The organism is Vibrio aerogenes (assembly GCF_024346755.1).
GTDB classification, from domain to species: Bacteria; Pseudomonadota; Gammaproteobacteria; order Enterobacterales; family Vibrionaceae; genus Vibrio; species Vibrio aerogenes.
On record NZ_AP024862.1, the window covers coordinates 1,055,074 to 1,081,120 of the forward strand.

At 48.6% G+C, this 26,047-nt stretch carries 18 protein-coding genes and 1 riboswitch; of the genes, 6 read left to right on the forward strand and 12 right to left on the reverse strand.

Annotation, left to right across the window (positions count from 1 at the left end; translation table 11 throughout):
- Positions 1 to 154: 154 nt before the first annotated feature.
- The 6 genes from OCV29_RS22210 to fepB form a co-directional block, all read right to left on the reverse strand.
- On the reverse strand, positions 155 to 928 hold the full coding sequence (locus OCV29_RS22210; RefSeq protein WP_370737172.1) for an ABC transporter ATP-binding protein: 774 nt from the start codon (positions 926 to 928) through the stop codon (positions 155 to 157).
- Positions 929 to 1,018: 90 nt separating this feature from the next.
- Positions 1,019 to 4,333, reverse strand: coding sequence for a condensation domain-containing protein (locus tag OCV29_RS22215; RefSeq protein WP_073602851.1), 3,315 nt, complete (start codon positions 4,331 to 4,333; stop codon positions 1,019 to 1,021).
- A 252-nt stretch (positions 4,334 to 4,585) separates the two neighbouring features.
- Positions 4,586 to 6,649, reverse strand: a complete 2,064-nt coding sequence (locus OCV29_RS22220) for a TonB-dependent receptor (RefSeq protein ID WP_073602904.1) — start codon at positions 6,647 to 6,649, stop codon at positions 4,586 to 4,588.
- A gap of 498 nt (positions 6,650 to 7,147) precedes the next feature.
- Entirely contained in the window at positions 7,148 to 8,233 is a 1,086-nt protein-coding gene (locus OCV29_RS22225) for a FecCD family ABC transporter permease (protein ID WP_073602849.1), read from the reverse strand.
- Positions 8,212 to 9,249 carry a FecCD family ABC transporter permease gene (locus tag OCV29_RS22230; RefSeq protein WP_139281533.1) on the reverse strand — a complete coding sequence of 346 codons (1,038 nt, stop codon included), beginning with the start codon at positions 9,247 to 9,249 and terminating at the stop codon, positions 8,212 to 8,214. The genes OCV29_RS22225 and OCV29_RS22230 overlap by 22 nt, the downstream gene beginning before the upstream one ends.
- 19 nt (positions 9,250 to 9,268) lie before the next feature.
- Positions 9,269 to 10,222: a Fe2+-enterobactin ABC transporter substrate-binding protein gene (gene fepB, locus OCV29_RS22235; protein WP_073602903.1), complete on the reverse strand. Its 954-nt coding sequence runs from the start codon at positions 10,220 to 10,222 to the stop codon at positions 9,269 to 9,271.
- 377 nt (positions 10,223 to 10,599) lie between these two features.
- On the opposite strand from fepB, the gene OCV29_RS22240 reads away from it, so the two are divergent.
- A complete protein-coding gene (locus OCV29_RS22240; RefSeq protein WP_175561516.1) occupies positions 10,600 to 11,961 on the forward strand; it encodes a condensation domain-containing protein in 1,362 nt (453 codons plus the stop codon).
- A 52-nt stretch (positions 11,962 to 12,013) separates the two neighbouring features.
- Here OCV29_RS22240 and OCV29_RS22245 read toward each other — a convergent pair whose 3' ends face one another.
- The 3 genes from OCV29_RS22245 to OCV29_RS22255 form a co-directional block, all read right to left on the reverse strand.
- Entirely contained in the window at positions 12,014 to 12,778 is a 765-nt protein-coding gene (locus OCV29_RS22245) for an alpha/beta fold hydrolase (protein ID WP_073602846.1), read from the reverse strand.
- Positions 12,775 to 12,915 carry a hypothetical protein gene (locus OCV29_RS22250; RefSeq protein WP_261887405.1) on the reverse strand — a complete coding sequence of 47 codons (141 nt, stop codon included), beginning with the start codon at positions 12,913 to 12,915 and terminating at the stop codon, positions 12,775 to 12,777. Before OCV29_RS22250 ends, OCV29_RS22245 begins: the two co-directional genes overlap by 4 nt.
- 111 nt (positions 12,916 to 13,026) lie before the next feature.
- Entirely contained in the window at positions 13,027 to 13,926 is a 900-nt protein-coding gene (locus tag OCV29_RS22255; protein ID WP_073602845.1) for a LysR family transcriptional regulator ArgP, read from the reverse strand.
- A 148-nt stretch (positions 13,927 to 14,074) separates the two neighbouring features.
- Here OCV29_RS22255 and OCV29_RS22260 point away from each other — a divergent pair, with 148 nt between their 5' ends.
- The 4 genes from OCV29_RS22260 to OCV29_RS22275 all read left to right on the forward strand — a co-directional run bounded on the left by OCV29_RS22260 (position 14,075) and on the right by OCV29_RS22275 (position 21,569).
- Positions 14,075 to 14,692 carry a LysE/ArgO family amino acid transporter gene (locus OCV29_RS22260; RefSeq protein ID WP_073602844.1) on the forward strand — a complete coding sequence of 206 codons (618 nt, stop codon included), beginning with the start codon at positions 14,075 to 14,077 and terminating at the stop codon, positions 14,690 to 14,692.
- A 128-nt stretch (positions 14,693 to 14,820) separates the two neighbouring features.
- Positions 14,821 to 14,935: riboswitch (TPP riboswitch) on the forward strand.
- A gap of 81 nt (positions 14,936 to 15,016) precedes the next feature.
- The gene (gene thiD, locus OCV29_RS22265) at positions 15,017 to 15,847 is read left to right on the forward strand and encodes a bifunctional hydroxymethylpyrimidine kinase/phosphomethylpyrimidine kinase (protein WP_073602843.1); all 831 of its coding nucleotides are present in this window, start codon (positions 15,017 to 15,019) and stop codon (positions 15,845 to 15,847) included.
- Positions 15,848 to 16,697: 850 nt separating this feature from the next.
- A complete protein-coding gene (locus OCV29_RS22270) occupies positions 16,698 to 19,358 on the forward strand; it encodes a hypothetical protein (RefSeq protein ID WP_261887406.1) in 2,661 nt (886 codons plus the stop codon).
- Positions 19,359 to 19,739: 381 nt separating this feature from the next.
- A complete protein-coding gene (locus tag OCV29_RS22275; RefSeq protein ID WP_217653288.1) occupies positions 19,740 to 21,569 on the forward strand; it encodes an RICIN domain-containing protein in 1,830 nt (609 codons plus the stop codon).
- Positions 21,570 to 21,646: 77 nt separating this feature from the next.
- Here the strand turns inward: OCV29_RS22275 and OCV29_RS22280 are convergent, their stop codons facing one another.
- Entirely contained in the window at positions 21,647 to 22,246 is a 600-nt protein-coding gene (locus tag OCV29_RS22280; protein WP_073602840.1) for a pentapeptide repeat-containing protein, read from the reverse strand.
- 251 nt (positions 22,247 to 22,497) lie between these two features.
- Between OCV29_RS22280 and OCV29_RS22285 the strand changes: the two genes are divergently transcribed.
- The gene (locus tag OCV29_RS22285; RefSeq protein ID WP_073602838.1) at positions 22,498 to 23,124 is read left to right on the forward strand and encodes a helix-turn-helix domain-containing protein; all 627 of its coding nucleotides are present in this window, start codon (positions 22,498 to 22,500) and stop codon (positions 23,122 to 23,124) included.
- Between the two features lie 172 nt (positions 23,125 to 23,296).
- On the opposite strand, the gene OCV29_RS22290 is transcribed toward OCV29_RS22285, so the two are convergent.
- A complete protein-coding gene (locus OCV29_RS22290) occupies positions 23,297 to 23,869 on the reverse strand; it encodes a hypothetical protein (RefSeq protein ID WP_139281527.1) in 573 nt (190 codons plus the stop codon).
- Positions 23,870 to 24,141: 272 nt separating this feature from the next.
- The gene (locus tag OCV29_RS22295) at positions 24,142 to 25,959 is read right to left on the reverse strand and encodes a right-handed parallel beta-helix repeat-containing protein (protein ID WP_073602836.1); all 1,818 of its coding nucleotides are present in this window, start codon (positions 25,957 to 25,959) and stop codon (positions 24,142 to 24,144) included.
- Positions 25,960 to 26,047: the final 88 nt, after the last annotated feature.

The following is a 26,047-nucleotide window of genomic DNA, read 5'->3' on the forward strand; positions in this document are numbered from 1 at the left end:
TCGGAGCACACTCCATCACATTCCAGATATAACCCACTGCAGTGACAAACCGCTAATGTGAATACAAATCATAATTATTATCAATTATATTTATAAGCAGCATGTTAACACAGATAATGACCGGATATCGCTAAAAATATTCATAAAAATGACTTTATCGATTCCCTTTGGGAATAACCATTGGCGTTCCACTCACCGGATCTTCGATAATCAAACTATTCAGGCCGAAAACCTGCTGAATCAGATCCGGCGTGACCAGCGATGCCGGATCGCCATGCGCAACAACCGCACCTTCCCTGACTGCAATTAAATGGTCGGCATAACGACAAGCGTGATTCAAATCATGCAGGACAGCAATGACGGTATGACCGGATTCCCGGTTGAGCTGGCGGAATAAATCCAGCAGCTCGATTTGATGTGCAATATCCAGATAAGTCGTGGGTTCATCGAGCAGAATCACCGGCGTTTGCTGCGCCAGTACCATCGCAATCCAAACCCGCTGACGTTGGCCGCCGGAGAGCTGGTCCACCATATGATCCGCCAGACCATCCACCCCCGTCACTGCCATCGCACGGGCAACGGCCTGTTCATCGTCTTCACTCCACTGGCGAAACATATTCTGATGCGGATAACGTCCCCGGGCCACCAGATCGGCCACTTTGATTCCTTCCGGTACATTGGCACTCTGTGGCAATAATCCCAGTGTTTTTGCCACATCCCGGGTCGGCAACGTATGGATATCTTTGCCGTCCAGATAAACCGTCCCCGCTTCTGGTTTCAACAGGCGACACAGGCTTTTCAGCAATGTCGACTTGCCACAGCCATTCGGTCCGACAATCACGGTAAATTGTCCGTCCGGAATATTCACCGTCAAATCCCGGCAGACCTGACGCCCTTCATAGCCCAGCGTTAACTCCTGACCGGACAGACGCACACGTTCACCCGCATTGGCCTGCGTCTCAGCCACCCTGTTTTCAGCGACTGCCACACCCTTTTCTTTCACATATTTCTCCGGTGATTAATCATGATCAGGTAACAGCGGTTCAAGCTGCTGCCGGATTGCGGATAAAGAAAGCACCGCCGCGTTTTCGGCTGCAAACGTATTCAACACCTGATGGGTGGCTTCGCGTAATAACGTCACCTGAGCCGGACTGTAGTGTTGTGACAAATAACTCATCAGAACCCTGATTTGCGGTTCACCATCCACCGTTTCTTCCATCACTTCGAATTGCAGCCCCAGCGCCGCTTCCTGTTTTTCCGGATCGACCTGGCTGAATTTCACCCGGTAGCCTTCAGCAGAGACCAGACTACCATGCAGCTTATTCTTGGCATGCAGTTGAATCATCACTTCAAACATGTGTCCCGGCTGCTTGTCTTTGTCTGCTCCGAACAGTGCGGATTCCATCACATCCACCGGAATATCTGTGTAAGGCATCGAGTCATTGATGGTTTGTTTCACCTGCTGAATCATGTCACGGACACAGAGCTGGTCATCAGGCAACACCCGGTGCACGGCTATCGTGGTAAAATAACCAACCGTATCAAAAAATGCAGCATCCATTCGCCCGGAAACCGGCGTGCCGACAACCATCTCTTTGGTATTTCCCAGCAAATACAAAGATGAAACAATCGCGGCATACACCACATTGAACAGCGAAGCATTATTGGCTCTGGCCTGCCGGTGCAACCCATCAGACACTTCGGGCTCAAGGCGGAACTCAACCCAGCCTCCTTCTCCTGCTGCACTTTGCGATGCAGGCTCATGAAGCGGATGATCTTCATCAAATACCGGCTGAGCCCATTGTGCGCCCTGCAGATGATTCAGCCAGAATTCCAGGTGCTGCTGATTAATGCCCTGCGCCGCTTGCTGTTGGGCATAGATATGGAAAGGCAATGGCTCTGAACACCATTCAGGCGCCTGCCCGCCGGTACGGGACTGATAAGCCTGAGCCAGTTCATCCATCATCAGATTCACCGACCATTCATCAAGCACCAGATGATGGAACAACATTGAAAGATACAATTCACCCGCTTCACTGTCGCGGATAAAGCGCAGCCGCAGCGGCAATTCATGTGCCAGATCAAAGCCGTACGCGGCTTCGCGGTTCAGTGCATCACGGAATGGTTCTGACACCGTGTCTTCACTCGTCCGGAACCACTGATATTCATCCAGCTCACTGACTGACACAATGCGCTGCACCGGGCCATCACTACCCGCTTCAAAATGTGTCCGCAGCCCCGGATGACGAATCAGCAAATCCCGGAAAGCCTGAAACAGTGCGGGTTCATCCACACCATCAGGAAAATGCAGGGTGAATGGAATATTGAACACATGATTGAGCCCCATCGCCGCAAACTTCTGAACCACGGTCCACATGGCATGCTGTGCATGAGACAACGGAAACGGGCCGCTTTGCGGCTGTTCACTCACACAAACAGGAGCCGGATGGGTTTGAACCGGAGAAATTTCATTCCCGTGTTCCGGCATCCCGCCACCAGATTGCCCGCTTCCCTGTACGATCGCATGCGCTGCCAGTGCCAGGGGTGTGGCATAGCGAAACAGATCATTCATCCGAATCTCAATCTGATGATCGTTCAACAACTGACCAATCACCCGGGTCGCGATCAAAGAGTGACCACCCATATCAAAGAAATCATCATGTTCGGTCATATCCGGCGCATTAAGCGCTTCGCGGAAAGCATTGAGAATCACAGGCAGAAACGCAGGGCCAGAAGAAGATGCGGAGAATAAATCCGGTTCTTCCGGCACAGATAAACCTGACAAAGCCAACTCAGCAGTGACAGACTCTCCGGCGCCAGTTTCGCCGCTTTCACAGGAGTGCATCCCATTTTCTGCCATGACAGGCTGAATATTGGCCTGGGAGTGACCACATACCGCTGCCGCCAGACGTTCCAGCAGCCAGCCACCGGCATAAGCAGACAAGCTCTCTGCGGTGGTCAGCATCAGCGTATCTTCCCCCTGCGGACTAAGTACAACCGAACAAGTCAGTTCAAACGGAACAGACTGAACAGGCAACCAAAAACGCTGTGCCTGTAATCCGGCAAAATCAGCAGCCGGATCAGATAAAGCCATCAACAAAACCTGCGGCAGATGCGCTGCACCATCAGCCTGATAAGGCCGACAGTCCGAAGCCTGCATCTGTTGTGCTGCCTGACTGAGCAACGTATCTGGCTGTGAACAGTCCAGTGTCAGGGTTTTCAGGCCTTTCCCTGTCAGGCAACCATACAGAGCATCCACACTGGGAACCGCTTCTGCCGGTACGCAGACCCGGACAACCGGCTGGCCGCAAACAGCCGCAAGCTGTCTGGCGATAATCGTCGACAACACCGTCAGAACGGCCGCTGGAGTTTGTCCGGCTGACGCGAGTAAACCGGCCAGCGGTTTCAGATGCAGCGACACTGAAAACTGTGCGCTGTCATGTGCGCCCGCCATCTCCCCATCCTCTTCCGCTGTATTGCGGGGACAGACACTGTTACGGACATGATTACGGGGACAGACACTTTTTACCTCAGCGACGGCAGGATGTCGATTCAGACCCGGCACACCAGCTGCGACAATGGTATCGGGAAGCATCAGTGTCTGCGGATTCAGCTGTTCTGACATCGCAGGAAATGACACGGGTTGCCCGTTATAAAGTGACGCGACCATGCTGAAAAGCGAACCGGGGCTGGCTTTCGAACTCAGGATCTGGTGAATCACACCCCCGAGGATAAGCGCATCCGGTGTCATCAGAACAACGAACTGAATACCAGGCTGCCTTGCCAGATCAAATGGCCGTGCGCGCAGGCTTGCCAGACGTGCAACTGCCTGCTGCTCACCAGCAACAGGCTCTACAATAACCGGGGAAAAGTCAGCCATGTCAGTTTTATACAGGCCCATCTGATCATCAAACCGGTAAACCGTTCTCAGTGCCGGATGCTGCCGGCAGACCTGCATCAACGCAGTGACCAGCCGTCCGGTGTCTGTCCCTGCTGCGCCGTCTGCGGCCGCGACGGGCAACCGGTAAGCAACAGCGTACTGAACAGGACACGCCTGTGACTGCTGATGCAATAACCACAGCAAAGACTCCGCTTCATCAACGGGCCGCTTTTCAGCAGAAGCAGACAGACCAGAATGGTCATCAACCGCTTGTTCGTTGACAGGATGTTCGTTAACAGGATGCTCGTTAACAGAATGTTCTTTAGCGGTATGTCCTCTGACAGAATAAGCAGAGCCGGCAGAACGGTTATCGGTATCGGACAGAGAGGGTTGTTCAGTCTGAGCAGACCATGACACAGATGATTCAGACTGATGATGGCTTAATAACGTCATAATAAGTTTTCCTGTATACCATCCTTTGTTGCTTACGAAGATCTTTGCCACCAAAGACCCTTTCCAACATAGATCGTTTTATACCTATATTTTTTCAGACACATATCGTTTTGAAACAACAGTCGTTTTTAAACAAATGTCGTTTCAAACAATTATCGTTTGAAACAATTATCGTTTGAAACAAAATCGCTTCACTGCATCGCTTGAACGCCGAAAATACCGGCGTCTGAGCGCCGGTATCAGGAAGCAGATTTAAAAATCGTAATTGAAGGACACACCCACCAGCCGTGGCTGTTGCAAAATCGCACCTTCTTTATCGATCGTCGTGCCATTGGTGGTGCCGTAATAAATCACATCATCTGAATCAAACAGATTGTTCGCAAACAGCGTCACACGGCCATTGTCGAAGACATAAGCCAATTGCATATTAGCCACGCTGTAACCATCCACTTTGCCTTCACTGTCATTATTCAGGGTGGAATAATAACCATCGGTGTAACGGACGTTACCACTCAGCTCAAAATCACCAAACCAGTAACGCACACCACTGGTTGCAGAAAAGCCCGGCGCTCTTGGTAATTCACTGCCATCATAACCGGCACCGTATTCTTCAACTTTGGTTTTCATCAGGCCCAGGTTGACGAACCACTGTAAGTCCTGAGAAATCAGCCAGTTCGCGCCCGCTTCCAGACCATAGGAGCTGGCTTTATCCGCGTTCACAATCACCAGATTGTTCAGGACCTGTAAATCATCGTAGCGGTTATAGAAAACGTTTGAGGTCAGCTCAACCTGACCGTCTGCAAGCCGGTGACGGGTGAAGAGCTCATAGTTCCAAACATATTCCGGATCAAACTCGTAAGTCGTGAAGTTAGTGAATTCGACACCAGCGCCGCCGCTCTGATAACCACGTGCAACACTCGCCCCGTATGTGTTCTCACTATCCGCTTTCCAGGCCAGCGATAATTTCGGTAAAAAGGTTTGATACGACTCATCAAAGGACAACGCAAATCTTGGCGCGTTTCCGCCATGACGTTTACGATCTTCGGTCTCGTAGCGGGCGGTTGCGGTGACATCAACATCCTGCGTCACTGCATATGTTAATTCTCCGTAGGCAGAAGCCGTGGTTGTTTCATCGCGGAATGTCCCCAGACCATCGATCTCTTCATCCTGATCTTTGGTGAAATAATACAATCCGGTCAGCAGATGCACCCGTTGGTCAGCAGACTGATAACGCAGGCTGGGTTCGATCTGAAACTCATCTCCACTCATCGTTGCAGCATTTGTCTGTGCCAGACGGTCAATATCAAAATCGGTATAAATGGTTTTGGCTGCAAATGTCAGGCTATCGTTGATTTGGTAATCCAGATCCCAGATTCCGCTGGTTGAATTGGTTTCAAACACCGGCCGGTAAGCAGAATAGCGGGTCCGGGGAACCGTACTGATCTGGTTTTCTGTCTGTGGGGCCCGCGTATCATAATTGGCAATCGTCAGCTTGGTTGAAAGGTCAGGAAGCGCTTCAGGTTCATACAGGAATTTCGCTCTCAGCGTGGTGGTCTGAAATTCACGTGAATCGCCCGCCGGTGAATAGGTCGCCAGATCAACCTCACTCAAACGTTGCTGACGCTCCGCAGTCAGACGCATCGCCAGCTGATTATCAATCACGGCACCGTTAAGCATTGCTGCAAACTGACGGTAATTCTGGTTTCCGGCTGAGGCTTTCACCGCACTTTCAAAATCATAGGTAGGATCGTTGGTCGTAATGACCATTGAACCGGCCATCGCATTACGTCCCTGAATATAGCTCTGCGGCCCAAGGAATACTTCTGTCTGTTTTACATCCCATAAAGACTGTGGGCCAAACGCAAGCTCATTATAAGAAAGGGAACGTCCGTCAACCGACACATTCAGACGCGGTCGCACACCCGTCAAAAAGGAAACGGCGCCAAAACCCGGCCCGGAACCGCTCAGTCCGCGAATCGTCGCAACCGCATTTCCGTTCCCCACATCGACCACGTTGGGTGTGAGTTTCAGTAACTGTCCCGCTTCTGTGACATTAAGCGCTTTAATCTGATCATCATCATAAACGGCAACACTGGAGCTAGTTTGTTGCAATGTCCGCTGTGTTTTTTCTCCGTATACGGTGACGACCGGAATCTGCTGTTCTTTGGTCTGCGCCGGCTGACTCTGCGTGTCTGCGGCAACAGCACCCGGTGCGGCCATGCCCAGACAGACACCTGTCACCGCTGCGGATAATAAACTGAGTTGTTGCATGCCTTTTTTTGATTTATTTTTTTGCACGGTGTGCACTGCTTTCATCTGAGATACTCCTGTCATACACACCCGGTCATCTTCGTCTGAGCTTCCCGGCTGCCAGAATCTGATTATAAAAAGAAGAATTGCTGAAAAAATGGTCATCACAGGTCTGCCAGCAATTCAGAATTGCTACTCTATGAAAACATGTTGAGAATGTAAAGAATTATCATTTGCATTTAATGATTTTATTCAACGGCATGCAATCCGGTATCACCTTGACGCCATAATCATTACGCCATAGTGCGGTGCGCCAATAACCGGGGACATGGAACCTCGGTGGAACCTTGTCTGTCCCCGTAAGCTCCCATAAGCTCCGGAACCTTGGTTGAAATTGAGTTGAAATTAGCCTGTCCCCAGAAGCTCGTTCTGCCTGTCCCGAGAAACATGCGGCGTCTGTCCCCGTATGCTCGTGCGTCTGTCCCCGGAAGTTTGCCGGAAGTTTGTCTGCCCCAAACGCTGAGACTAAGCGCTGCTGATGCAGGAAGTGACAGAGCCGGTTCATCAGCGAAAGAGGCGGGAACTATTCAGCAGCCAGAGTAAATAAATGCCACCGACAATCCCGGTCATCCGGCCAATCGGAATGATCAAATCCAGCGGAATCAGCTGGGTGAGCAGGTCAGCCGCCAGCAGCAACAGGCCTCCCATCAGTGCCGCACTGAAAACCGGCAGATGACCGGAACGGCGCAAACGTCTTGCCAGCTGCGGCGCAGCCAGTGCAATAAAGGCAATGGGACCGGCAGCGCCGGTTGCAAGCGCCGCCAGAATCACGGCAAACAACATCATCATCAGCCGGACGCGCTCAATCCTGATGCCAAGCTGTTTTGCCATTTCATCACCCATTTCGATCATCATCAAAGGCCGGGCCAGCCATTTCATCAATGGCAGCAATACAGCCACGCCCACCATCACCGGCAGTGCGTGAGTCCAGTTACGCGCATGCAGTGATCCGGAAAGCCACAGATTCGCTGTCAGAGCATCATCGATGTTGCCTTTCACTAATAACAAACCATTCAGCGCAGAAAGCACCGCACCGACACCGATTCCTGTCAGAATCAACCGGTAATATCCGACACTGCCGGACTTGAAAGACAGCAGATAAACGACGACCGCAGTCGCCAGTCCGCCACCAATTGCAGCCAGCGCCACCGCTACTGTGCCGGAAGAAAACAATACAATCTGAATCAGCGCACCGGTTGCCGCACCACTGGTAAAACCAATAATGTCCGGCGAACCGAGTACATTGCGGGAAACCGATTGAAAAACGGCACCGGAAGCCCCCAGCGCACATCCGGCAAAGATCGCCGTGGCAATTCTCGGCAAGCGAATATGAAATAATACCCGCGCCTGAATCCGGTGTTCCGGCACGCCCCCGAGAATATCCGTGACCTGACTCAGCGAAAGGGGAAATTTGCCAACCGTCGTGGCATAAACAGCGGACAGACACAGCAAACCAAACAGAAACAGACCCACCAGTAATTCACGCCGGGAGTAAGTCACCGAATAAGCCCCACACCGCCATACCGAGCGGGATAAATATATCTGACGGCCAGCCTGTTCAGCCGGATTTACAGTTGTGACAGTTTCCATTTTCGCACCAGAAATACAAAGAAAGGCCCACCGATAAGCGCAACCATAATACCGACACTGATTTCACCGGGATAACCAATCAGGCGTCCGGCAATATCTGCAATTAACAACAATACAGCGGCGATCAGCATTGAGAATGGCAACAGGCGGTGATGATCTGAACCGACAAAAAACCGGGCCAGATGAGGTGCTGTCAGTCCCAGAAAACTAATCGGGCCGACGGCAGCAGTGGAAGCACCGGCCAGCAGAATAATCGCCAGACTGGCCAGCAGCCAAACCCGGACCGGACTGGCTCCGAGGGCTTTACCTAAATCCTGCCCGAGTACCACGGTATTGAGTACAGAAGCCAGCGATAAGGCCAGTAAAGCACCGGCAGCCACCAATACAGAAACGGGAATCAACACCGGATATCCACGTCCCTGCAGCGCGCCAACCGTCCAGTGGCGAAATTGTTCAAACACTTCCTGATGGCTGTTAATGGTGATGATATGGGTCAATGCCAGTAACACAACCGTCACCGCAGAACCAGCCAGCACAATCCGGACAGGATTCATCCGGCTGCCACCCGCCAGAAAATAAACTGCAATCCCGCTGACTGCCGCACCCGCCATACCAAACCACATATAGTGCGACACGTCCACCATATCCAGCCCGGCAATCGCCATAACAATTGCAGCCATGGCACCGGCATTGACACCCAAGATGCCGGGATCGGCAAGCGGATTGCGGGTCAAAGCCTGCATCAGCACCCCTGCACCACCGGCAGCAACGCCGACAACAATCGCCAGTAAGGTCCGCGGGACCCGCAGATAATGCACCAGTAAATGCTGGCTGTCCGCCGGATTAAAGTGCAGTAAAGCATCTATCGTCACCTGCACCGGAATAGGCCTTGAACCGATGAAAACACTGAATCCAGCCAACAATATAACGAGCATGCTTAACAGCCAGAGTTGCTTTCCCCATGGCGGTTCCTGCGACGGGTTTGCGATGTTCGTCCGGGAAGACGATGTGCTCATACTCATCCTCTGTACCTGTTCACGGTGTCGCAGTTTCCGGTCCAAACCGTTTCAACAGTGCGTGGATAATTTCTGTCGCGCTGTACATATCAATCCGGAATGAATGTTGTCCCAACCCATAGACCTGACCAGCCCGGACCGAAGGCTGGTTACGCAATACCGGATCATGGATAAAACGCTGCACATTGCTGTCACCGGATGCCAGTAAAAACGTGGTGTGCGCTTTCAGCCGGGTCAGATTTTCATAATTAACCCGCAGAAAATCCCGGTGCTGAACAACACCGGTCTGCCACGCCGGATCCGGTGCTTCCATCCTGAATCCCAGGGATGCCAACAGACGGGCATGCGCGCCTTCAGGCTTCGCCACAGCATTCACGACACCTGCACCGTGATAACTGATAATATTCGTCATACCTTCAGGCAGCGTCATCTGCGCCCGGCTGTCTGAGACCAGTTGACGGAATGCATCAATCTGGTGTTTCGCTTGTTTGGTCAGTCCGGTTGCCTGTCCCAGTTTGATCGCCAGCGACTGCCAGGACCGATCGCTGTAATCAACCACAATAACCGGAGCCACTTCTTTTAATTCAGCCAGCTGAGCCATGGCCGAGTCTGCACCCGAAGCTGACACAACAATCAAATCCGGCATTTGCACATAAACCGACTCCAGATCCACACTACCGGCAGACCAGAGTTTTTGAACCCCACGCTGACTGGCTACCGATTTCCACTGGCCGAAAAAACGGCCATCTACGGTGGCAGCACTGGCCTGAACCGGTGCACCGATCGCCAGTAATGTCCCGGTCACCGTCACGGAGGTGGAAAGAATATGCCGGGGTTTCGCAGGGATGGTTGTCGTGGTGCCATCATCATTGTGGAAGACCCGGGGCCAGCCGGATTCAGCGTCAGATACAGCGTCATTTGCAAATGTCAGGCTGCTGAACAAAACAGCAACCAGCAGAAAAATGTTTTTCATAATGATATTGATTCTCATTACAGTTAATGTTTATTATTCACTTTGTTGAGCCGGACACAGTCCACTTCTCTCGTAAAGTAAAGAAGCAGTTATCACCTGTATATGACAATTATCACTCGTATACAACAATACAGGACACAGCCAACGGGTGATCAAGCATCACCACACAAAAGCAAATGATAATCGTTTTTATTAATAAATGACATCAAAAAATTCAGTATGTTAACTTCCGGATACTACGCTGACTCAGGTCGTACCGGGGAAGGTCGTACCGGGGACAGACAAGCGTATCATCCCATTACACGATGAATCGCTTAACCAGCAATAAACAACGGATCAGCAATAAACATTTGATCAGTCATCAACCAAGGATGCTTATGTTATCTCATCAAGCTTGTGAACAATTTCCGATTATCGGGGCACAGCAACATTACTGGAAAGAGTTCCGGAAGTATGGTCGTAATTCAATATCAACCATTGCTCATTATCTTGAAATTAAAGGCGCTCTGAATGAGGAAGCATTCACACTGGCTGTCAACCAGACACTGCATGAAAGTGATATTTTCACCGCGGTTCTCAAAGAAGCTGCCCCCAAAGAAGCACGCCAGCCGCAACAGCAGATGGGCATGCACCGGCCTCAACTGGTCCGGGTCGACCTGACACAAGATAAGACGCCTTATCAGACCGCACAAAAAAAAATGCAGCAGGACATCCGCCAGCCTCTGAATATTCTCGATCCTGAAATGTCGGTGCATCTGCTGTTTGTTCTCGGGCCGGATCATTACCTCTGGTACACCCGCTCACACCATATTCTGATTGATGGATACGGTATGATGCTGTTCGAACAGCGATGTTGTCAGCTTTACAGCCACTTATGCCGGCACACACCAAAAGGACGCCCGTTTTATGCGTTCCGTGACTATATGAATGAAGAGCATCAATACACCGGCAGCAAACGGCATCAGGGTGATCAGCAATTCTGGAAAGACTATTTATCGGCTTCGCCGGATATTCCCAGGCTTGATCCGGATTACGATATGGCCGGAGCGGATATTCTGCGCCTGGAAACCCGGTTTTCTGCAAAGGTTTCAACCGGACTGCGTACCAGCGCCGAACTGCTCGGCACCGGCTGGCCTGACTTACTCGTGACACTGATTGCGCTGTATCTGCATCAGGCCGGTGAAAAAATGCTCTGGCTGCCGTTTATGAACCGCTGGGGCAGCGTGGCTGCCAATATTCCGGGCCTGATGGTGAACATTTTACCCTATCAAATCGACGTAGATCGGTCACAAACACTCGGTGAATATATCCGCCAGGCTGTGAAAAATCTGCGCACCATCTATCGTCATGGCCGTTACCGGCTGGAGCGGATTGAAGCGGATCAGGGACTGAATCAGGAAGAAAGCTTTTTTCTGACACCATTTATCAATATTCTGCCTTTTGATGTACCGGTCCTGCCCGGCTGTGAAGTTCGTCATGAAGTGATCGCCAGAGGAGCTGCCGACGGATTCAATATCACCTGTAGCAGTGATCCATCGGCGAATCAGATGCACTTTGCTTTTGACTCAGACAGACACAGCTATCCGCAGGAAATGCTGGCGCATCATGCGACGCAGTTACCCGCATTTCTTCGCCGCCTGACTGAAGTCAAAGCCAGTGACGAAGCCGGACAACGTCAGTCCTTACAAACCATTCTGGACACACGGATTGAAACACTGCTGAATGAAAACCGTCAGTAAAGCATTCACATCACCTGAGTGGTACTGCCAGCGAAGGCGAAAAAGAAAACCGTCAGGACCGGTCGCGCTTTGGTTCAGGAGAAACAAAGCCGCTATGTAACCACGGGCTGACATGCCGGCACAGCCATTGCGGATTATCCAGCGGTATATCGTGGCCATCCTGCTCATTGATGATCAAACGTTCACGCCATGCATGTGCAATTGCTTGTGTCGCTTCCGGACAAACCAGACGATCCTGCGCTGAAGAAATGAACAACAACGGACAAGCCGGCCGGGAGACTTCAAACGTCGCAGCCGCGTACAACTGGCGGAAAAAATTCATCCTCCGCATCGGATATTGTTTGTCAGTGGCGACCCATTGCTCTATCAGCCGGTCATCAGATGGCTGGTTAGACACCAGCCTGAAAATCACAGATTCCCGCTGATATGTTCCGGAAAACAGGGCAACAATCAGACGAATATAATTGTCGGGCAGCAAGCGTTGCCAGAATGGGCTGAACCCCGCCGCAGTCGTATTAATACAGATGACAGAAGCCACCTGATCGGGATACAGTTCTGCCCATTTCAGCGCAATCATCCCCCCCATAGAAACCGCGATAATATCCAGTTTTACAGCCCCGTTAAAATCAGCCCGCAGGCTTTCGACCATTCCCCGGACCGATGAAGGCGAGATTTCATTGTGTCGTTTACCGGCACCGGGAATATCCAGACAAACGACAGACCGCTCCGGATACAAATCCTGTAATATCTGTGGGAAAATGCCCCAGTGAAACTGAGAACGGAATAAACCCCGGAGCAATACAATGGGTTGATTCAATATTCGCCTCCATTTATTTTCCTGACCAGCAACGCCGCATCAGCCCGGCTCAGAATGACAATACCATCTTCATATTGTGGGGTTGTGACATCATTCAAATGCCGAGCGATCCGTCGTGTTGCGGATAAACTGAACATGCATCCTGAAGTCACCAAGATATATATTAAATGGGTGCTTGCAAGAATAACAGGATTAGAGCGTGTTTATCTTTCACACTCTAACCTGTAGTCGCTATTTACTTTCCTGATTTACCGGTGCAGTGTTGCGGCAGATTCTGCATAAAAAATATCAGTGATCTGAGACAGCACTCCCGAACGAATTGAAGCATGCTGCCAGTACAGCGGTCCATCCAGCCACTGCTCCGGTGCAATGTTCACAATCCGGCCTGTTGCCAGAGCTTCGGTGATCAGCCCTTCAGCAGCAAGGCACCAGCCCATATGCCGGGCAGCCGCATCAACCAGACCAGCGGAATCAGGCAGATACTGAACCGTCCGCGGCTCTGTTGACTGTCCCGTGACTGCATGAATAAACCGGTTTTGTAACGGGTCTTTCCGGTTATAAACAAGCACCGGTGCCCGTGCAAAACTTTCTGCATTCAGACCATGACTAAAATAACGTTCAGCAAACGCCGGAGAGGCGATGGCACAATACCGGATATTTCCGAGGCTGTGCACAACGCACCCCTGCAGAGGCACCGCTTCTGAAGTAATTGCTCCCATGACAGAACCATCACGCAAATGGTCAAGCGTAAAGTCTTGATCATCAATCCGGATATCAAACAGATAACCATACTCATGTTGTAATCTGGCAAAGGCTGCAATCATCCAGGTCGACAGCGAATCTTCATTGACGGCAATAGCAAATGGATCAGATGACGCCTGATGGTCTTCTGTGAGATGAAATTCAGCCATCGCTTCAGCTTCCAGCAACAACATCGGCTTCACTTTGGTCAATAACTGCTGACCTGCTGGCGTGGGCCTGCACGGTGTCTGCCGGACAACCAATAATTGTCCGATACGATCTTCCAGTGTTCTGATTCGCTGAGAAATCGCTGACGGTGTCACTGAAAGGCGCCTCGCTGCCGCTTCAAAACTGCACTCTTCAATCACAGTAATAAAGGCCACGATCTGGGGGGAAACAAAATTCATTTTCAACCTGCCGTTCCATGTTCAATCTTTAGGGGCTGTTCACTGTGATTAAGATTATCTTAATCAAGTTAAGATTATATCGTTTTTCTAATGATAGCGACTGAAAGATAATCCGTCCCAATCATCTTCAAAACATTTAAGAGTTATTATGCTTTTTGCTTCTGTTATCGCCGGATTCGGAACCGGCGCAGGATTGATCGTCAGTATCGGTTCCCAAAATGCTTTCGTCCTGCGTCAGGGATTACAGTGCCAACATGTTGGCCTGATTGTCGCCACCTGTATCTTCGCCGATATCCTGCTCATCAGTTGTGGGGTCGCCGGCATCGGCTTTATCGTTCAGCAATGGCCGGTCGTACTGGATATTTTCCGGTTTGGTGGTGCTGCATTTCTTGGTGTGAATGCCTTCCATTCAGCCGTTCGTGCCTGGAAAGGGACCAGCGGACTAACGCCCGCTTCAGAACTGACGGTGAACCGGAATCAGGTGCTTTTTGCCTGTCTCGGGTATACATTCCTTAATCCACATGTTTACCTCGACACCATGATCATGATTGGCAGTCTTTCAAGTAGTTACAGCGGCTTCGCTCAATGGGGGTTTGGCCTTGGTGCCATACTGGCCAGTATTGTCTGGTTTATTTCATTAGGCTATGGTTCTAAACTGCTGTTACCCGTGTTTCGCAGCCCGGTGGCATGGCGTATTCTTGATGCGCTGGTTGCTATCCTCCTGATGACACTGTCAGTCATGTTATTGCTGACGCCCCTGTCATAGCAAACACAACGATAACTGAGATGGATGCGTTGCAAACAGGCTTTAACAGACGGGAATAATAGCCGGGAATAGGCAACCGGAAAACGGTCTGGTACACTCAGCAGAATCGCTTTGATATTCAAAGTTATCATAATTAGTCGGGGAGCCCAAATTCTGTTGAACCAGAGGGCTGAGACCACGTCGGTGGGACCCGTTGAACCTGATTCAGTTAATACTGACGTAGGGAACTAGTGTCATGCCTGTTCTGCCGGGTAAATTGTCCGGACTTCCGATAACAGACTCACTCTGTCCCTGCGTATACCGTCGATTAAATGGGAACAGATAATGACAGTCACTCAAACAAATCATCCACCTATCGTTTTAACTATCGCCGGTTCTGACAGTAGCGGCGGTGCCGGTATTCAGGCTGATATTAAAACCATCTCAGCCACCGGCAGCTATGCCTGCTCTGTGATTACCGCACTGACCGCACAAAACACCTGTGGTGTGAGCGGCGTCAGCCCGGTTCCGCCTGAATTTATTGCGCAGCAGCTGGATGCGGTATTCAGCGACCTGAATATCATCGCGGTTAAAACCGGTATGCTGGCCGATGCCGCGGTGATCCGGACAGTGGCAGCAAAGCTGAAACAATATCGCCCGCCCTATCTTGTGATTGATCCGGTGATGGTTGCAACCAGCGGAGATCCACTGCTGGCGCAGAATGCCGTCACCACGCTGAAACAAGAGCTGTTGCCGCTGGCGGATGTAATCACACCTAATCTGCCGGAAGCGGCAGCACTGCTTCAAACGCAACAACCCAAAAACCTGCATGAAATGAACGCACTGGCCGGAAAATTACGCACGTTAGGTGCCGGTGCGGTATTACTCAAAGGCGGACATCTGACAAAGGACAACGAGAGCAGCGACCTGCTGATTCTGCCGGAAGAAAGCCGCCTCCTTTCCGGTGTCAGAGTGCAAACCCGGAACACGCACGGCACCGGCTGCACACTCTCTTCCGCCATTGCCAGTTATCTGGCTCAGGGCGATTCACTTCCCGAAGCCGTCCGGCGTGCAAAACGTTATATCAGCAAAGCCCTGCAACATGCCGATGAATTAAAAACCGGCCGGGGACACGGCCCGGTACATCATTTCTTTGCCGGACATTGGGAAATTTGAAACAAGGCACTCATTCGCAGCATATCCCATATATGGGTATATATGTATAGAACTATTATGTTGCGAGTGAGTGATGCTTGAGCCGCCCTGAATAAAACAAATAAAGCTTGAGCTGCCCCAAATCAAACAGACCATAAAAACTGCGCTCTTTATATATCAATCACATTTATTTTCTATTGATCACTCAACTCATGTTCAATCACACCCTAGAGCGTGTTTATCTTTCATCGCCGTTCCTGCTGGAGGCTATTTTTTACTCTGGCAAGGCGGTAAATTTAAATAATAGCAATCTATATTTAACATTTGCCAACGCGGTCAGAGTAAAAAATGGCCCCAGCCCTTCGGGTAGTGCCTGAAAATTGCTCACTCTGTGTTGCTCAAAGCTCATTTAGAATAACTAAACGACACTTTTCGCGCCTTGACTGAGACATTTTCAGGCGACTACAGGTTAGGCTATGAAAGATAAATACGCTCTAATATATTTAAACAAAAACAATCCTGTTAAAAATGAAAATCAATGACCTGTTGATGGGATTAAATATTCGCCCGTTCATTTTAAAAGTACCTCATAAAATTCTGTTATGAAAATGAACATATTATGAAATAAAACACTTATATAAACCAATTCATGCAATAGACTCACCCAAAAAACCATTGTTATTATTGATAAAAATATCAAATAAGTAATAGATTGAATTTGTTTATTTATTATTCAATTTTGTGTTTCATAATTGAGAATATTGTTTTATTTCTTATTTTTCCCTATTGATATAGTTAAAAGATACAATTAATTAATTTATTATCAGCCGCGGTAAACCGACCACACAATTAACTTAATGAAATAAAAAATATGAAAATAAAACTATTAAATTTAGCTATTGGATTTTCTTTGAGTACACTTCTCGTCGGCTGTGGCAGCGATGATAATAAGGGAAATACAGATAGTTCAGGTATAGATAATATTTATAAAGTCACCGCGATAGACGGTTACTTAAATGGCGCCCGTGTCTGGCTTGATGTGAACGGCAACTATCAGTTTGATGCAGATGAGCCATCAGCAATTACCGGGAACAACGGTCAGGCTGAAATAAACGTCAATGGCGTGGAACATCCTGAAAATTATTCTTTGATGGTTCAGTCAATCAAAGGACAAACGGTTGACGAAGATCTCGGGCAAGCAGTCGCCGTTGATTACGTGTTATCTGCGCCTGCCGGTACACCCTATATTTCACCTCTGACAACCGTAGTTCAGCTGAACCTCGCAGCAGGCAAAAGTAATTCAACCGAAGAGGCAGTCAATACTTTAGCTTCCAACCTTGGTATCGACCCTGCCCAAATTTTGTCAGACTACATTCAACAAGCCGATAATAAATCAGCTTTTGCAGCCAGAAGTCTTGTCTCTACCGGATCAATGCCAGAGTCGACTGAAGCACTTCAAACCATTTTAAGTGATTCAGAGAAAACAGATGAGTTTTTGAATAATGCGGAAGAAATGAGTACGGCTATCAAAAACGAAATTGCCAAACATGCTGATGATTCTGAACTGGATGCGATTGTGATGAATACATCAGGTCAGGCAGACGTTGACAGTGACGGCAATGGTATCGCTGACAGCGATGATGCTGTGAATGATTCATCAGACTCATCTGATTCAGCAACACAAGATCAAGACACCGATCAATCCGGTACAACGGATTCAGAAGATACATCAGACAACTCAGACTCAACGTCACAAGATCAGGGCACCGATCAATCTGACGCCGGTGATGCTTCAGACACATCTGACACAGACTCATCCGGCAGCAACTCTGGCAGCAGTTCCTCATCTTCACATTCAGGCTCGACCAGCAGCGGCTCATCAAGCTCTGGCTCAACCAGTCATTCAAGCCATTCATCAGGAAGTTCCAGCTCAGGTTCAAGTTCAAGTTCAAGTTCAAGTTCAAGCAGCACATCATCAGATTCAAGCGCTGATTCAACGTCAGAAACTGTCTATGAAATCACTGCAATTGATGGTTATTTGAACGGTGCTCAGGCATGGCTGGATATCAATGGTAATAATGAGTTTGATGCGGATGAACCAAACGCTTTGACAGACAACGACGGCCACGCTGAGCTCAATGTCGAAGACGTTGAACATCCAGAGCAATACTCTGTGATCGTGAAGTCAAAGAAAGGTGAAACTGTTGATGCCGATCTGGGACAAGCTGTCGCAATAGATTACATTCTGTCGGCACCAGCCGGTACACAATATATTTCACCACTGACAACCCTTGTTCACATGAATGTCAAGGCAGGTAAGAGTGAAACGACCGAAGCGGCTGTCGACACTCTGGCAAATCAACTCGGCATCGATGCATCTCATGTGTTGGGCGATTATATTCAGTCTGAAGATAAAAAATCAGCGTTTGCAGCACGAAACCTGGTTTCAACCGGTGTCATGCCAGAGTCCACGGAAGAACTGCAAGATATTTTGAGTGATTCAGACAAAACTGATGCATTTTTGAATCGGGCAGAAGAACTGAGTACCGCAATCAAAAACGAAATTGCCAAACATAGTGATGATTCTGAACTGGATGCCATCGTGATGAATTCATCAGGTCAGGCGGATACAGATAGTGATGGCAATGGTATCGCGGATACCGATGATGCAGCAAACTCTGATAATTCAGACAACGGCAGCAATGCTGGTACTGACACATCTGATGACAGCAGCGCAACTGGCAACACTGAAACGCCTGATGACAGCAGCGCAACTGGCAATACTGAAACACCTGATGACAGCAGCGCAACTGGCAATACTGAAACGCCTGATGACAGCAGCGCAACTGGCAATACTGAAACACCTGATGACAGCAGCGCAACTGGCAACACTGAAACACCTGATGACAGCAGCGCAACTGGCAACACTGAAACGCCTGATGACAGCAGCGCAACTGGCAATACTGAAACACCTGATGACAGCAGCGCAACTGGCAATACTGAAACACCTGATGACAGCAGCGCAACTGGCAATACTGAAACACCTGATGACAGCGCAACTGGCAATACTGAAACACCTGATGACAGCAGCGCAACTGGCAATACTGAAACACCTGATGACAGCAGCGCAACTGGCAATACTGAAACACCTGATGACAGCAGCGCAACTGGCAATACTGAAACACCTGATGACAGCAGCGCAACTGGCAATACTGAAACACCTGATGACAGCAGCGCAACTGGCAATACTGAAACGCCTGATGACAGCAGCGCAACTGGCAACACTGAAACGCCTGATGACAGCAGCGCAACTGGCAATACTGAAACGCCTGATGACAGCAGCGCAACTGGCAATACTGAAACGCCTGATGACAGCAGCGCAACTGGCAATACTGAAACACCTGATGACAGCAGCGCAACTGGCAACACTGAAACGCCTGATGACAGCAGCGCAACTGGCAACACTGAAACACCTGATGACAGCTCAGCAACTGGCTCTGACAGCGCAGACAGCGAAAGCACCGGTGAATAAGTTGTCACCACGTTATCAGGTCCAAACAAAATCATAGGACAGACAAAAGGTCATCAGCAATGATGACCTTTTTTATGCCCATCACCCCATTTGAATGTCTGCATCTGTTTAAATCCAGTACACATTTCCTGTTTCAAATCTATGGCAAGACGGTCATTTTTTGAACAAAGATGAATATTAATTCAATTTTCTGAATAATCATCCCAATCTTTTATATTCGCAAATTAAATAAGAAAAGCGTTTGATATCATCAACAGGCAATCAGTCCTGAACTGCTCTTGTAGCCAGTGGCTATCATAAATACGTGATCGTCAAGTACAGATAGTCCGTGGCTTTAGATTGAATTCTAACCATAATTTTAAACATATAAGGACTCATACTGTGAATAATTACAACGTTAGAAACAGGCTTGTTTTGATTGCCGGTACGATGGGCACCCTCATGCTCAGCGGGCAACTCTATGCAGCCGATTATTGTACGGATAAACCAGTAGACGGCATCATTTATAAAATTGTGAATGCGGGTGCCAAAAAGTTGATGGCTGCTGAGTCAACAGCTAAAAAAGCCAACGTAGAATTACAACAAAATACCGGAAGTGACTCCCAACGTTTCAAACTGAACCAACAAAGTAATGGTTATTGGGCAATTCAGGCGTCAGATACAGAATATGCTGCGACAGTCGAAGGCGGTTCCACAAGTAATGGGGCTACAGTTCAGCAAAAACCTTACAGCAGTTCATCCAGTCAGGAGTGGCAACTGGTTCAGATTACATCGGGGACTTATGAAGGCACCTATAAGATCGTCAATGAAAAGTCAGGAAAGTCGCTGACTGTTGCCGGCTCAACTGAAGGCTCTGACATTTATCAAAATGATGATGCGGGTATCAGCTCTCAACGCTGGTGGCTTGAACCTGTCAACAGAACCTGTGGTTCTTCAGGTTCCGGTTCTGACTCAGGCGGCTCAAGCTCATCCGTTGATATTTCAAGCTCAGCTGCTGCCCCTACGGCAGATGCAGCCAAAAATGCAGGCGCCAACAGCGAACCGCTGACCAATGGTAAACCTTCATTCATTAAAACTGTTGATTCAGATGCAACCGTCGTTTCAACTCTGGCTGGTTTACTGGATGCAATTGATGATGCAAGTGCAGGCGATGTGATCTATATCCGCGAAGGGACTTACTATTCATCAGATACCATCAAAATTGATAACAGTGGCACTTCATCAAAAGCGATTGTGCTGAGTGCTTATCCGGGGGATGATCGCCCTGTCTTTGATTTCTCTTCCATGTCTGAAAACAGCAGCAACCGCGGGTTTCAGGTGAGTGCCGACTACTGGCACATTTATGGCTTTGATATCAAGAAGGCCGGTGATAACGGCATGTACCTGACCGGTTCACACAATACCATCGAGTTCATGAAGTTCTATGAAAACTCAGATACCGGCCTGCAAATCGACAAAGGCGCTGCTTATAACTTCGTTAAAAACTCTGACTCTTACTACAATGCAGATTCATCGCTTGAAAACGCCGATGGTTTCGCAGCGAAGCTGAAAGTCGGAACAGGCAACTACTTCTACGGCTGTCGGGCGTGGAACAATCTGGATGATGGTTTTGATGGCTACCTGCGTGACAACGGTTATACCGTGACAACAACCTGGGAATACTCCTGGATGATTCGCAATGGTTATCAGAAAAACGGCACCAAAGGTGTGGGCGATGGTAATGGCTTCAAAACCGGTGGGAGTGATGACAAAGACTTAGCTCACAATGGTCTTTACATTAATACCATTTCAGCAGGGAATACCGCTGATGGTTACGACCAGAACAGTAACCGGGGAACCGTCACAATTTACAATGCAGTGGCTTATGACAACTCCCGTAACTTCGGTTTAGGGGATGGCAGTTCACGCGAGCTGAAAAAACTGACGATTAAAAACAGTGTGTCTCTGGACGGTAGCAGCAGCGATAAATTTGGTGCAAGTTCAACCAGCATCAAAAACAACAGCTGGCAAAACAGTATTTCATTCTCTTCATCTGACTTCGAAAGTGTCGACATTGATGACTTACTGGCTTCCCGTCAGAGCGATGGCAGCTTGCCTGTCGTTGAGTTCTTCCACCTGAAAAAAGGAAGCGAACTCATCGATGCAGGGACAGATGTTGGTCTGGACTACAATGGTGACGCACCTGATTTAGGGTCTTTTGAATCAAAATAAGCACAACGGTGAATCAACCATTCTGTTGCAAATCCGGGTATCAGCGATATCCGGATTTTTTATATACCCCAATATCCTCAGTCAACCAGCTCAATCCCCAGAGTCCCGAGTAAGTTCAACGCCTCATACCGGGAAAATTTCGCGCCTTTGATCTGGTTTTCCAGCACATCAATCATATAATCTGTTGCATCACTGAAATCAGCTCCCTGCAGGTCAGAGCGCATAAATAAACTCCGGGTGAAATCAGAGCCACACATAACTGACTTTTTAAAATTCCCCTCCCGAAAATCGACGTCATGCAGTTTACATTCCTGCAAAATCAGTTCATTTAATGTGAGTCCGAAAAAGGATGAGTCATTTAGCAGACAGCGGATAAACTGTAATTCAAAATCCACGTGGAAAGATGGCCAGTCGGCCCGGGTCCAGTCTACACCAACTAATTTACTGTCCTGAAATGTAATGCCGAATAACCGGCTCTGAGTCAATTCAGTCAGGCTCAGATTACAGTTTCTGAATTCACAGTTCGTCAACCGGCAATCTTTGAATGTTGTGCCTGAGAAATCACAGTCTGAAAACAGACATTCCTCAAACTCAATGTCACTGTAATCCGCTTCCGGCCATTCAAGACCGCTGAATGAAACATTAAAGTAAGTCCTGCCGTCTTCGAAATTTTCCATGATGCTCCCGCTGTATCTGATATTGAAATATCAATATACTCAAATCAACTCAGTGCACAAGATGCTTTGAAACCCATCAGCCTGTTTCTGCTGGCCTGTCATGTTTCTGCTGGCTTGTAATAAGGTGTAATAGTTTTTCCCGCCGGAAGTGTATAAGTTCAAAGGGTCAGGCGGATATCTTTCACCCATAAAAATGACCAGGGTCTGTTGACCCAGGGCGTGTTTATCAAACACTTCATGAGGAGGCATGTATGGCACATACAGTTCTGATTGACAGCAATAAACTCAGACGGCTCAGAGAACAACATGTGTTGTCACAAGAAGGGTTAGAACAAGCCTGCCGGGAAATCAAAGGATGCAGTGTGTCTATCGCGACAATCAAGCGTGCGGAACGCGGCAGAACCCTCAGCCAGAGAACAGTAGCCCGCCTCGCCCATTTTTTTTCTGTTTCCATCGATGAACTGATCGTTCATGAATCAGCCCGGCCCGCTGAACGACCGGTTTTACCGGAATGCGACCCACAAAAAAGCATCGTTCTTTGGTTTCAGGCAGCTGCAAAGCCACTGCTGAGCCAGGTTGCAGAGAAGGCTTCTCAGTTTGAACCTTATATGTATCAGCGGACAGAAAAAACATTGATTCTTGCATTTCCATGCTCATGCCCGGAAGCCAAACTGTTCAAACTCCAGCAGACACTCAAGCAAGTCTGTCAACCTTCTCAAAAACACCGGGCGCTGATTACCACCGGGATGTTAGTTCAATCCCATCCATTTCAGTGGCGGATGACTTCTCAATGCGTCGAGCAAATCACCCGGTTGACCCGTGACATTCCGGACGGAACGATTACCGTTTATCGGCCACACAAGGCTTCATTTTGCTAAGTTTACCAAGGACAAAGTTGACCAAAGACTAACTTGACCCGGTACCGGGTTTACTCAGTGCTTATTTTGCGAAGTACTTATTTTTGCGAAGTACTTAATTTACGAAGTGCTTAGCGAAGCTAGTGAAGCGGGAAAAGGCACTTCCACACTGGTGCAGCCTTAAAATGAAAAGCTAAAATGAATAGCTGTAGTTCAAAAACCAGTTGCCTTGTGTATCCGGATATAGCGCCAGCTCACCATCAAGCTGAGGAAAAAGTAAGGCTGACGCATACACAGTGGCATAAAAGGCATGAATCGCAATGTAGTTACGGATGAAGATATCCTCTTCCTCCAAATCATCGCGATCATCCATTCTGTAGTTATAGTCAGCCAGCGCAAACAGAGGGACACTCCAGAGAAGCCCTTCAGGAAAAGCAGTCAAAGCCCCAATACCGGCAGTGACGGCAACCCCGGCAAAACTCTCGGGATCCTTTGACGCCCAAAATGACAACCCGCCGGCCGTCACCTCCATCGCAATCAGGGTTTCCACCGTACCACCTTGTCCCCAGTAATTCACCGGACCGGAAACCGGACGTTCTCTTTTTAAAACCTCTTGATTTACATAGTCTGACCGGTAGGTATACCCACTATCTGGCACATCATAACCTGTCACCGCCAGTTGACTAAAATCCAGATTGGTTTCAGTCTCATTGAATGCATTGACCTGAAAGCAAATCAACACCAAAAACACCGCAAGCTTGTTCATATTTTTTCCTTTTTTCAGAAAAGATACTCTCATTTTTTCCGGACAAAAGAGGCTCGCCATAAAAGTGTGATGAAAGTGTTGATCTCCCGGTCGTCAGAAGGTTCAGATTTCAGCCAGAAGAATAGCCCGGATGTGAGAAATGGCTCATCACAAAACCAGTCCACCGCACCAGGAAAGGTGCGGTGACAAAAGCAACATATGGCATAAACTACATATGATGGACAGGCAACAGTATATTTGTATGCCAGTCCGGTTTCATAGGGCTGGCAGGTTTAGTAAGTACCAACAATTGTCTCTGCTGTTGTATAAGCACCGGCAGAGATTTCTCCCATCGTCACATAAGGCCGGAAATCTTCAGCGGCATCTCCATCGGGATTGATAAAGTCTACCGGAGTCTCCACTGCGTTCACTTCTAAGGTTGGCGCTTCCGCCTGAAAGTCTGCCAGTGATGAATGAATTAAATGTCCCTGAGCACGTTCCTGAAATGAGAAACGCTGGTACTGATCATAGTGATTGCCATCCATTGCAGAAAACATCTGATAGAAGCGATCTCTCTCGCCTTCAATCACACCCCAGTTTGCGACAGCCCGATAAACACTTTTGGTAACGTCGCTGAAGAGATTATTCTTCAGTATCATATTGGTGGAATTCAGCGCGGTAAACCAGAAGCCATATTCTACATTCGCGATAATATTATTATTCACGACCGCATCAATAACTAAGTAATTGAACTCAATACCATTCTTGCCATTTACCACGATATTATTCGTATAAACGGATTGGTCTGACGAGGTACTGTTATCCTTTGTATCCGTTGAACCGGTTGAATAAATCCCGGAAACCGCATTCTTCACAAAGTTATTTCGCCAGACATTACCTTTGATACTGCCAGCTTTCGTGCCTAATCCGGCATACGCATGATCAGAGGCGTCCACCAGATTATACTCAATCAGATTATCATTCGAGACATAGTCTGTCTCTGTTTCGCCGTGGGTACCTAAAACCATAATGGCAGCCTGATTGTGCGATGAATACACCTCTCCACCTTGATAAGCCGGAGCGATGGCATGAATGTAGTTATTACGGATGACACAATTGTCAGCACGTTCCAGCGTAATGCCGGACAGTAAAGACGGGTCATTCCAAAGCAGAGAACCAACCGTCACTTCACCATTGATGAAATTAATGCGTTCCGAATTCTTAAAATGGACCATACCGATGGTTTTGAAGCCATCAAAAATAAGATCCGTCTTATCGTAAACAGACAGAGCCTTGTGGTTTGAGGCCGCACTGTTATCCTGCGATTCTGATTTTAAAATTGCGCCGCCTTTGACCACCGATTTATAAGTCACCGGATTGCCGGGCTCACCTGAATGAACCGGAGAAAAGTGAGGCATCTCATCTTTGATAATCGCTTCCGGATCCTCATACACGCCCGGCATCACATAAACCGTATCACCAGCAGTTGCAGTTTTCACGGCATGACTGAATGTTTTCCACGGTGCATCTTTGGTACCTGCAGAATCATCATCTGCGAGTGGGTTATTGATATCCACCCAGTATTCGTTGCCGGTTCCGGAACCACTGACATTCAGGTTGCCTTTGCCTTCTAAAAATACATAGCCAGGGGGATAATCAGAAGAAGCTGCACTGCCAAGGGTAAATGTCACTGCTCTTTTTTGGTAGCCAGCCGAAGTATATTCGTCCAAATACACGCCTTTATCGCCCGGTGTTTGTCCGGTGAAATCATATGATTGAGTAAACAGCGGTGCGTTTGACACATAGTGCTCCGTGCCGGAGCGGGCAGCATCACAACACAGGTATCTCACACCCCGGTAACCAGAGGCATTTTGCATGAACAGATAGACGGGCTGAGGCTGGACAGTCGCTCCCTGAAGTACCTGAGCATCCGACAGGTCAGCCTGATAGCTAAACATCAGCTGAGCCGAAGTATCTGTTGTTGCAGCCGTTGCTGAAGAAACACCGCACAAAAGCATCAGGATTGTGAAACACAACAACCCAAATGAGAGCACTGGTTGTGCCAGCCAACCCCAGTGGTCATGATCTTCATACACATTATAATCGTTCATTATTTGTTATCCTGTTTTTGTCTGCCCCATCACATGGGCAGGTGAATACCTCCGCACACGGCGGTGATGGTAAAACGAAAGGTAAATG

Bases quoted from the DNA above. Each gene is read 5' to 3' on its own strand.
- OCV29_RS22295 (WP_073602836.1), bottom strand. From the start codon at position 25,959: ATGAACGATTATAATGTGTATGAAGATCATGACCACTGGGGTTGGCTG.
- OCV29_RS22280 (WP_073602840.1), bottom strand. From the start codon at position 22,246: ATGGAAAATTTCGAAGACGGCAGGACTTACTTTAATGTTTCATTCAGC.
- OCV29_RS22220 (WP_073602904.1), bottom strand. From the start codon at position 6,649: ATGAAAGCAGTGCACACCGTGCAAAAAAATAAATCAAAAAAAGGCATG.
- OCV29_RS22285 (WP_073602838.1), top strand. From the start codon at position 22,498: ATGGCACATACAGTTCTGATTGACAGCAATAAACTCAGACGGCTCAGA.
- OCV29_RS22215 (WP_073602851.1), bottom strand. From the start codon at position 4,333: ATGACGTTATTAAGCCATCATCAGTCTGAATCATCTGTGTCATGGTCT.
- OCV29_RS22225 (WP_073602849.1), bottom strand. From the start codon at position 8,233: ATGGAAACTGTCACAACTGTAAATCCGGCTGAACAGGCTGGCCGTCAG.
- OCV29_RS22230 (WP_139281533.1), bottom strand. From the start codon at position 9,249: ATGAGCACATCGTCTTCCCGGACGAACATCGCAAACCCGTCGCAGGAA.
- OCV29_RS22290 (WP_139281527.1), bottom strand. From the start codon at position 23,869: ATGAACAAGCTTGCGGTGTTTTTGGTGTTGATTTGCTTTCAGGTCAAT.
- thiD (WP_073602843.1), top strand. From the start codon at position 15,017: ATGACAGTCACTCAAACAAATCATCCACCTATCGTTTTAACTATCGCC.
- OCV29_RS22255 (WP_073602845.1), bottom strand. From the start codon at position 13,926: ATGAATTTTGTTTCCCCCCAGATCGTGGCCTTTATTACTGTGATTGAA.
- OCV29_RS22250 (WP_261887405.1), bottom strand. From the start codon at position 12,915: ATGTTCAGTTTATCCGCAACACGACGGATCGCTCGGCATTTGAATGAT.
- OCV29_RS22260 (WP_073602844.1), top strand. From the start codon at position 14,075: ATGCTTTTTGCTTCTGTTATCGCCGGATTCGGAACCGGCGCAGGATTG.
- OCV29_RS22270 (WP_261887406.1), top strand. From the start codon at position 16,698: ATGAAAATAAAACTATTAAATTTAGCTATTGGATTTTCTTTGAGTACA.
- OCV29_RS22240 (WP_175561516.1), top strand. From the start codon at position 10,600: ATGTTATCTCATCAAGCTTGTGAACAATTTCCGATTATCGGGGCACAG.
- fepB (WP_073602903.1), bottom strand. From the start codon at position 10,222: ATGAAAAACATTTTTCTGCTGGTTGCTGTTTTGTTCAGCAGCCTGACA.